The sequence below is a fragment of the Spirochaetota bacterium genome (genome assembly GCA_038043445.1).
Taxonomy (GTDB): domain Bacteria; phylum Spirochaetota; class Brachyspiria; order Brachyspirales; family JACRPF01; genus JBBTBY01.
Genome location: JBBTBY010000160.1, coordinates 1 through 8,737 on the forward strand (window position 1 = coordinate 1; position 8,737 = coordinate 8,737).

Below are 8,737 nucleotides of genomic sequence, written 5' to 3' on the forward strand. Positions count from 1 at the left end.
TATCGCGCCCGGTAATAAGCCCCGCTACCGTCACCATCTCGCCGAAAAAGCGATTGGGGATAGCCGCTCTATTCACCGTAAGATTGCGTATCTTCGATAAGCGCTTCGCTATCGGCGCAAGCACAGCGCTTCCCGACACACCAGTAATGAGCGTAACCGTTCTTTTACGGGCGATAGATGCCGGCAGCGAACGCTTCGCTTTCAAAAAGCTGTCGTAGAGCGTACGCACCAGCCCGACACCGTTCTCTATCTGCGGGTAATCGGCGTACTGCGACGCCGGCGGTATCCGCTCCCCGGCAAGGAGATACATTTCATCGGCGCAATACACGAGCGGCATGCCATACCTGGCGCAAAAGCGCCTCTGCAGCGGTGCAACAGCCGCGAGAATCGCTTTTGCTTCGGCACTCGTCATCATGCGAAGCGGCGTCAACCCCGTTCGCTGCGCGGTAAGCCCCACGGGAACAAGCGCAATGGAAAGCACCGCCGGATGGAGCGCCGCCAGGTCCCGTATGGAACGGATGAGCCCTTTGCCGTCATTGAAACCGGGGCATATCACGATCTGTGTATGATACGTGATGCCATGTGCGGCAAGGTATGTGAGATCGTCCATTATCCTGCCGGCATTCCTGTGACCAAGCATGGTGCGCCGTATTGCGGGATCCGTCGTGTGCACGGACACATACAGCGGAGAAAGCTGCTGCAGAGCGATGCGCTTCCTCGCGTTCGGCGACAGGTTCGTGAGCGTAAGGAAACATCCCTGCAGGAATGACAGACGGAAATCGTCATCTTTGATATAGAGCGTATCACGCATCCTCGACGGCATCTGATCGACGAAGCAGAATATACATTTGTTGATACAGGTCTGGATCCGGTCGAACGTTATCTCGGAGAACGTAAGCCCGAGCGGTTCGCCATTGTTCTTTTCGACCACCTTTGTGACGGCATTCCCGTTCTTTTGCACGATATCGACCGTGACCGTACCATCGGCCCCGCGGAACATATAATCGATGACATCGATAAGCGGTTCACCATTCAGGGCGAGCACCCTGTCGCCGGGGCGTATCCCGGCTTTTCCCGCCGGGGAGCGTTTCTCGACGAATTCTACATGAGCTCCGTGTATCATGTGAGAGAGTATACATGCGAATGTACGCGCGTCAAACACATCTCAATGCCACTGGTGACCTTACCGCATGTAACTGTTTTCTTTTTCGTGATTTTCGTGATTCAATATCCTTCTTCTAACAACCGAAGCATGGAAGAATATAACCACGAAAAGCACGAAGAAGTATGTTGTGTGTATTTTCAAGACCCGAGAACATCATCGATAGTTATCGGCACATCGATGGCGGCGGCATATTCCTTGAGCTTGTCATGGCCCGCGACGACACAGAACGACGCATTAGCGAGGCCGTTCTCGATGACCTCAAGGAGTACACGGCGTATCGCATCCGGTGTAGCGCGACGGACGGCGTCATACTGCCGTGCACGGTCCTCGGCCGTTTCATTGATGAGATATCGCTCGAGCGCCGTATGCAATGCCTGATCGGGCATTATCGGGTTCAGGTCGGAACGTACGGTACCGATGACCTGCTGATCGAGATGTGTGCGGTCGACGGGGAGAGACGCCGCCAATTCCCTGAGCCCCCGGAACACGCCCCATGTCCGCTTGAAATCCGGATCGGCATACGTGAGGATATCCCAATAGCCGAAACGCTTATCATATCCTATTCGCGCGCCGTATGCACCGCCCTTGAAACGTATCTCCGGGAGCCAGACATCATTGCTGAGCAATGCCGTCGCAAGCCTGAGCACGGCGGAATCCGGATGTTCTGCAGTGTATGCGGGCATGAATATCATCCCGTACGATGTCTGCACCGGAAGCGATATGCCGTCGAACACCGGCGAATACGATACGTCCTCATTTCGAGCGCTTTCCGCTGATGGTGTTCCGCTCCCGAACGCTTTCGCGTACCGCTCTGCTTTCTTCGCAACGGCAGCCGCCCCCGTGAACGACACGGTAATGCGCATCGATGACCGTGCGCATTCGCGTATCGCACGGACAGCGGATATCACATCCTGTTTCTGTTCATCGAAGCGTCCTGCAAGTGTAGCGCTGCGCCGGTACCCGGACACGCCGCTCATCTGATATTCCCTTCGCGCGGCATGGTTCGCGTTCCGTCTTGCATGCAGCCTTGCTATCTCATTCGCCTGCTGTGAAAGCCTGTCGCGGAACGCAGCATGGTATCTGCGCGACACATCGGCAAGGCGCGCCTCATCGGCGGCCGAAATGCCGGACATGAGGTCGTTCATGACGGCGAGGGCTTCATCGAACGAATCATCGGTGGCGACGAACCAGAACTTCAGATGCGGGGTTATCGCTCTGCTTTTCACATCCGGGGAGAAATAATACCAGGAGGTGATGTATCGCGTTACCGCAGCGCGGCGTTTCGCCATATCGATATACGACATCGCTTCCGTGCCCATCCTGTCGAACACTTCCTTGAACACAGGGAGCATCGGGTAGAGAGCCGCCGGCAGCGCGCTCATATCCGCATCAACGCAGAAATATGCGATGCCGTTCGTCGACATATCGTTCATAAGAAACGTAGTCCGATTGTTCACCGCCTCGACCACGGTCGGCAATTCCCGCGGGGCATCCGGGAGATCAATGATGGAAAGACGCGGGAGTGTTGCAAGCACTTCCGGCGAGTCTTTGGCCGAATTCAGTCTTTCAAGCTCCTCGAATTCTTTTTTCAGCTGCTCGCGGTCGGCCGCCGCAAGTTTCGCCATCCGGTCCTGCATTCCCCGATCATGCTCTGCCAGAGCACGATCGCGCAGAGCGGCATCCGGCGTGAGCGTCAGGAGCAACCGGTGGCTGTTCTCAAGCAATCGGCTTCGTATGAACGATGATACCATATCGGGGGTAAGCTTTTTTTGCACTTCGGCAAGGAGCGTACGCATATCGAGCATGGCAAAGGGATCATTGCCGTATATCCAAAACGGCGTAAGCTGGCTCACGATATCGATGAGCGAATGCGCAGTCCGTTCAAGGAATCGATACGACAGCTGACGTATCGCCGTCGAGATCAGATCCGCCGGCATGCCGTCGTCCGCTGTTTTCCTGAGCGTGGAAAGGACCAGTTCTTCATACGCACGTGTGTGGACGGCTTCGCTCCCTTTTATGCCCGTAGTGATGACCACATCGGGGGCAAACGCATACGCCATGTTCCAGTTCACATCCGCGCCGAGGCGTGAATCGATGACGGATTTTTTAAGCGGCGACGCATCGGTGCCGGTAAGCGCCTGCATTATCACCGCAAGCGAAAGATACTCCGCCGGGTCACGATAGTCGCCTGCTATCCACGTCATCTGATGATATGTTCTCCCGGTGAGCGCTTCATTCGGGCCGACGGGATACGTCGCCTGTGCGGCGCGCGGTGTTCTCCAACGCGGCTGTGCTTTCAGCGAAAGATCGCGCGATGCTTTTTCAAAGGGCAAAAAACCATCGTCAAAGAACCGGCAGTACTCCTCCGTCGGGATATTCCCGTAACAGATGATATACGCCTTCGACGGATGATAGAACGTATCATAGAACCGTTTGAACGCGTCGTAGGTGAGTCCCGGTATTGACGCGGGGTCGCCGCCCGAATCGAAACGGAGCGACGAGTCGGGGAACAGCAACCGCTGTGTTTCGCGCCAGAGAAGCGAATCCGGCGATGAATACGCCGCCTTCATCTCATTGTAGACGATGCCGTTCACCTGAAGAGTACCGCCGTCAGGCGTGAGATGATAGGCCTCCCGTCGGAACGTATTCTCGGTGATATTCGGATGGAACACCGCATCGAAATAGACCTGGGCAAGATTGAACAGATCCTTCTTGACGACGCTTGAGAACGGATATACCGTGAAATTATCGTATGTCATCGCATTGATGAAGGTTGCAAGACTGCATTTTATCATCTCAAAGAACGGGTCCTTCAGGGGGAAACGTTTCGACCCGCCCAGTACGGAATGTTCCATGATATGAGGGAGCCCCGTGTCGTCCGCCGGCGGCGTGGGGATGATGATGGCGGCGAGAGTCTCCTCATCCGGGGCGATGATATGGAGCATTCGCGTACCAAGACGTTCATGTTCGAGCAGTACGCCGTGCCAGCCCATGCCGGGTATCGGTCGGGAGTCGATCACGAGGAAGCCTTTAATTGTACTGCCGTTCACCGGTGCGTTCATTGTTCGTCCTTTAGTGTTTTCCGACACTATAACGCACCTGTTCATGATATGCAACACTGTCCGCAAACCTGCATACGAGCACATCGCATACAGTAGCGGTTTCTCGTCATAGCGTCCATTATTGTTGCCCATAGTAAAGCTTCCGGCAGGAACAAATATAAACCGCATCGCTCTGTCATCTGGATACATCACCCTCCGCTCTCGGTGATGGGAGCGTCACCGTTTCGAACCAGAATCGCATTATCCGTTTTACGACCGAGTAAAGTCCGTGTAGATCCGCGGGCTTCTGTATAAAGCAGTTCGCATGCAGACGATACCCCATATGTACGTCATGGACGCTGTCCGAGGATGAGAAAAGAATGACCGGTATTACGGCGAGTTCAGTACTGCCTTTTACCGACCGCAGGACATCAAGGCCTGTTACCCCAGGCATATCAAGGTCCAGCACGATGATATCGGGGATTATGACCCCCGGCGCACCGCGCCGCGACAGGAAATTCATCACATCATCCGTAGTATGCATAGCGATAAGACGATGCTCATACCGATGCTCATTATATACTTCCTGGAAAAGCAGTATCTCAGCCGGGTTGTCATCGATGAGTAGTATCGTACAGGGTTTATTCATACGGTCACGATGCTTTTGGATGGATATCACGCGATGGCTTCTTCGTATCATTCACGCAGGAAGCAGTGAAAGCGATCACCAGACGCAGCGGCTTCCCTCTCGATCGACGGACCACGATGCCATGATATTCCGAGAACATCTCCGCTGACACGAGGCGGAATGACACCTCATCACGATCCTGAATGGACGTCGGAACTCGCTTGTCGATAACCATCACAAGCGCACCGCGGAACGAGAACTCCTCGACGATACAATCGTACATACTATCCCGACAGTTCAGCAGAAGCGGTATATTTGTGACTATTCGCGGCCAAGATCGTCGCTCCATAAAAGGCTCCTTTTCGACCTGCGTATCTATCGATAGAACGGTCAAATCGAAATAATGCTATAATCCGTTCGGATATTTTTTCGCTCAGCAGCATGCACCATTCGCATTATTGACGGCCGCTCATCAATTATTGATACTTGTAACGGAGAAATATCCGCTGAAGGACCATACGATGAAAAGCTCCATGACTTCACACGCACTGGTATTCATCCTGATGGTTATCGCCGTACATGTTCACCCGCAGCGATCAACACCAGCCCCGCCGCCGCCAAAGCCCGGTCCGAGCCTGCCGAAAGCGACAAGCGGTTTCGGGATGGTGTTGCACAAACTTCCCGCAGGCAGTTTCAGAATGGGAAGCGAAAACGGCAATTTTGATGAAAAGCCTGTGCGCACGGTCAAGATCAATTCATTCTTCATTGCGACCACAGAAACGACCTATGCACAATGGATAAAGGTGCATGATTGGGCGCGCGGCAAGGGATATGTGTTCGATGGATTTGAAGGGATCGATACGCGGGCAGCATACCGCAGCAGCCTGCAATGCCCGATGAATAAAGTAAGCTGGTTCGATTGCATAAAATGGTGCAATGCCGCAAGCGAAATGGACAGGCGTACGCCGTGTTATGCCATCGGAACGACGGTCCTGAAACAGGGAAATCCGACGAATATCATCTGCACATGGACCGTGAACGGCTATCGTTTGCCCACCGGTGCCGAGTGGGAATATGCCGCCCGCGCAGGTGCAGCGACCAGATTCCCCTGGGGCTCGTCATTCGATGATGATTACTGCTGGTATTACAACAATAGCGGAGGGACCACCCATCCGGTCGGTGAAAAAAGGACGAATGCATGGGGGATCCATGACATGTCCGGGAATGTCTTTGAATGGTGCTGGGACGCATATCAGGAAAATTATCGCGGACTCGATACAGATAACCCAAAAGGCCCGCAGGGCATTCCCGAATACCGTGTCTTTCGCGGAGGAGCGTTCAATTATCTCATTTTCAATGCGCGGCCGGCGCATCGGTCCGGACTTATGCCGAATTATCGACTGGAATACATAGGATTCCGTATCGCATCTTCGTTGTGAAAAAATTGACAAATCCGGAGTTCTAAACTAAAATATGCTCCTCAACTCGGGATCTTCAATGAATTTGTTCATCACCTATTATTCGGTAGGTCATTTCATATCCGCACTCCTCGCGCTCGCCATCGGCATATACCTGTTGACGTTCCGTGAAAAGCGTACAGAAACGTATCTGCTTTCATTCTATCTGCTCGCGTTCGCCGGCACCCGTTTCTGCGGTTTTGTCCTTGATTCATTTCTGGATCACCGCGTCGTGTATTCGGTGTATCTCATGCGTGCGTTCATGGCAAGCGGCATCATCCTCGTCGCATTCGCTTACTGGTATCAGCGTCCGCTCTTCCGCCGGGAATCCATTATCGTTCTCATCGGATTCAGCATCTCTTTTCTTGCCGCCTACCTCATTTATGCGACACGGACACTGAACGCTCTTCCCTATTATGATTTCCTTTTCCATTCGTTCCGCTATGCCGACCCGGGTTCACGAGGCCAGTTCCTCGGGGCAGCGAACGTCGTATTGAACGCCTGGGCCGCGATAGTGTTCCTTCGAAAGACGGTCATATTCTCTTCCGAAAAAAGACCTCCCGCGCCGTCACATGTACTGACGCGCACCTATAACGCCCTCCGTGCTCTCATCGCCCCGCCGCGGGAAGCCCGCACCTGCCGTGCGTTCCTGCTGCTCACCCTCCTGCCGCTCGCCATGTCGCTTCTCCATGTGTTCGCACTGCGCGGCATCATGGATTATGCCGACTATGAGCTCATCGTCTCGATCGGGTCGATGCTATTCATGCTGTTCCTGACCATCGTGTATGTGAATAATGCAACGCAGCCGACCACGCTGTCGTTCAAGATAACGGTCATCCCCCTCACCGCCGCCCTCACCGCCATCGGCCTCCTTGCCATACCCCTTAACAGCAGTATTGAGTCGCTCTACAGCAGGAAGGTCCAGAAATCGGCCGAAGTCGCGAAGGCATTCCTCTCGACGGAAGGCGGCCACATGCCCATCGATGTGAAATACCTTGTGCAAAGGCTGTCGTCCGCACAACTGTCATACAGGAATATCTACCGTCGCGAAGACGTACCTCCGGTAAGTCCGCGAATGAGCGGGGCGAACGAGACCACCGCGGCAAAACATTCGTATCGTTGCCTCGATATCCGTGAAACCTCGACATTCTTCATCACGCATGTGTTCACCGTCGGTGCAGCGCACTATGAAATAGGGTTCTCCTACCGTGAATACCGCTCGTACGTCAACGGCATCATCGGATATCTCATCATCATGTCGCTGCTCATCGCGGTGATCATCATCGTGTTCTTCCCGGTATTCTTCCGGCAAAGCGTGCTTGGGCCGTTATCGAACATCATATCGGCACTGAACGCCTTTGAAACGGGAAAACACGATATTTCCCTGCACATCGGGGCCAGGGATGAATTCGGACGCATCGGGGCGGCATTCACGTCGATGGTGAAGCGCATACGGCGAACGATGACGGAGCTGACGGCATCGAAAAGATCCCTCCACGAGTACAACACGAAACTTGAAGCCATGGTTGATGAGCGTACGAAAGAGCTTATCGCCGTGAACAGGAATCTCCGCGAGGAGATAGAAGCGCGGAAGAACGCCGAAGACATGCTCGAGCGCATCGTGAAATCGGAATTCCTGGACCTCGAGAACCATCCGGAAGTGCTCGCCCCGTATGGGCTGACCAAACGCGAAGAGCAGATACTTATCGATCTGCTTAATGGTGTATCGAACCGCGATATCGCCGATAAATACGGTATAGCGGAGCCGACGGCGAAAGTCCACTCCATCAGTATTTACCGGAAATTCGGTGTAAATTCGAAATCAAAGCTGGTAAAAAAGCTCCTTTCCGCGCTCTAGCATCACCGCTCGACACTAATCCATTCGGATTATCCGGCCAGCAGATATAATATCCTTTCGCACTATTGCGCGTTCCCCGCCGTATGCCTATCCTGATAGCAGCATCAACGATACCGGGGAAAGTAATGGCCGCATCGTTCTTACTTACCGTGGAATGTGATCGTTTGCGCATACGCGTGCGTATGTTCAAGCGTTTGCAGAATAATACCTCCTATGACCAAACCGGGGGGAGAACATCCCCCCGGTCCCTTTTTTACATCATCGCGGTGCTCTTCATATCGCTGAACATATGCAATGCGCAGGCATTCTACATCTGGCGTCAAAGCGCCTGGGGCGGCGGTGCAAAAACCACGGCTGTGTCGACATCGAGCAACGGGAATAGTAATTACTATAGTTCCGATGGGAATGCGTTTTTTACCGGTACAGATGGTAATGGCAATAGCGCTGTGATACTGAAACCGCTCGGTGTGATCGCCCCAATGTACAAAAGCTATGGCGAGTCCTACGCAGCTGGATTAAGCGCGTCGTTAGCCAATGTCGGGGGATCGAACGTGTACGATTTTTATAACTCCGTGGACGGCAATGGAT

The 8,737-nt window shown here is 53.7% G+C and carries 7 protein-coding genes; 3 read left to right on the top strand and 4 right to left on the bottom strand.

Annotated elements, in window-relative coordinates; genetic code table 11:
- From AABZ39_19995 to AABZ39_20010, 4 genes are all read right to left on the bottom strand, one after another.
- A partial coding sequence (locus tag AABZ39_19995; GenBank protein ID MEK6797066.1) for a DUF512 domain-containing protein occupies positions 1-1,123 on the bottom strand: 1,123 nt, incomplete at its 3' end.
- Between the two features lie 179 nt (positions 1,124-1,302).
- A complete protein-coding gene (locus tag AABZ39_20000) occupies positions 1,303-4,227 on the bottom strand; it encodes an insulinase family protein (GenBank protein ID MEK6797067.1) in 2,925 nt (974 codons plus the stop codon).
- Between the two features lie 175 nt (positions 4,228-4,402).
- Positions 4,403-4,855 carry a response regulator gene (locus AABZ39_20005; protein ID MEK6797068.1) on the bottom strand — a complete coding sequence of 151 codons (453 nt, stop codon included), beginning with the start codon at positions 4,853-4,855 and terminating at the stop codon, positions 4,403-4,405.
- A gap of 4 nt (positions 4,856-4,859) precedes the next feature.
- The gene (locus AABZ39_20010) at positions 4,860-5,117 is read right to left on the bottom strand and encodes a hypothetical protein (protein MEK6797069.1); all 258 of its coding nucleotides are present in this window, start codon (positions 5,115-5,117) and stop codon (positions 4,860-4,862) included.
- A gap of 379 nt (positions 5,118-5,496) precedes the next feature.
- Between AABZ39_20010 and AABZ39_20015 the strand changes: the two genes are divergently transcribed.
- The 3 genes from AABZ39_20015 to AABZ39_20025 form a co-directional block, all read left to right on the top strand.
- Complete coding sequence (locus AABZ39_20015; protein MEK6797070.1) at positions 5,497-6,273, top strand: SUMF1/EgtB/PvdO family nonheme iron enzyme; 777 nt, start codon at positions 5,497-5,499, stop codon at positions 6,271-6,273.
- 58 nt (positions 6,274-6,331) lie between these two features.
- The gene (locus tag AABZ39_20020) at positions 6,332-8,149 is read left to right on the top strand and encodes a LuxR C-terminal-related transcriptional regulator (GenBank protein MEK6797071.1); all 1,818 of its coding nucleotides are present in this window, start codon (positions 6,332-6,334) and stop codon (positions 8,147-8,149) included.
- Positions 8,150-8,232: 83 nt separating this feature from the next.
- The coding region (locus tag AABZ39_20025) for a hypothetical protein (GenBank protein ID MEK6797072.1) at positions 8,233-8,737 on the top strand (505 nt) is incomplete at its 3' end.

Coding starts and splice junctions, on each gene's coding strand:
- AABZ39_20000 (MEK6797067.1), bottom strand. CDS start 4,227: ATGAACGCACCGGTGAACGGCAGTACAATTAAAGGCTTCCTCGTGATC.
- AABZ39_20005 (MEK6797068.1), bottom strand. CDS start 4,855: ATGAATAAACCCTGTACGATACTACTCATCGATGACAACCCGGCTGAG.
- AABZ39_20010 (MEK6797069.1), bottom strand. CDS start 5,117: ATGTACGATTGTATCGTCGAGGAGTTCTCGTTCCGCGGTGCGCTTGTG.
- AABZ39_20015 (MEK6797070.1), top strand. CDS start 5,497: ATGGTGTTGCACAAACTTCCCGCAGGCAGTTTCAGAATGGGAAGCGAA.
- AABZ39_20020 (MEK6797071.1), top strand. CDS start 6,332: ATGAATTTGTTCATCACCTATTATTCGGTAGGTCATTTCATATCCGCA.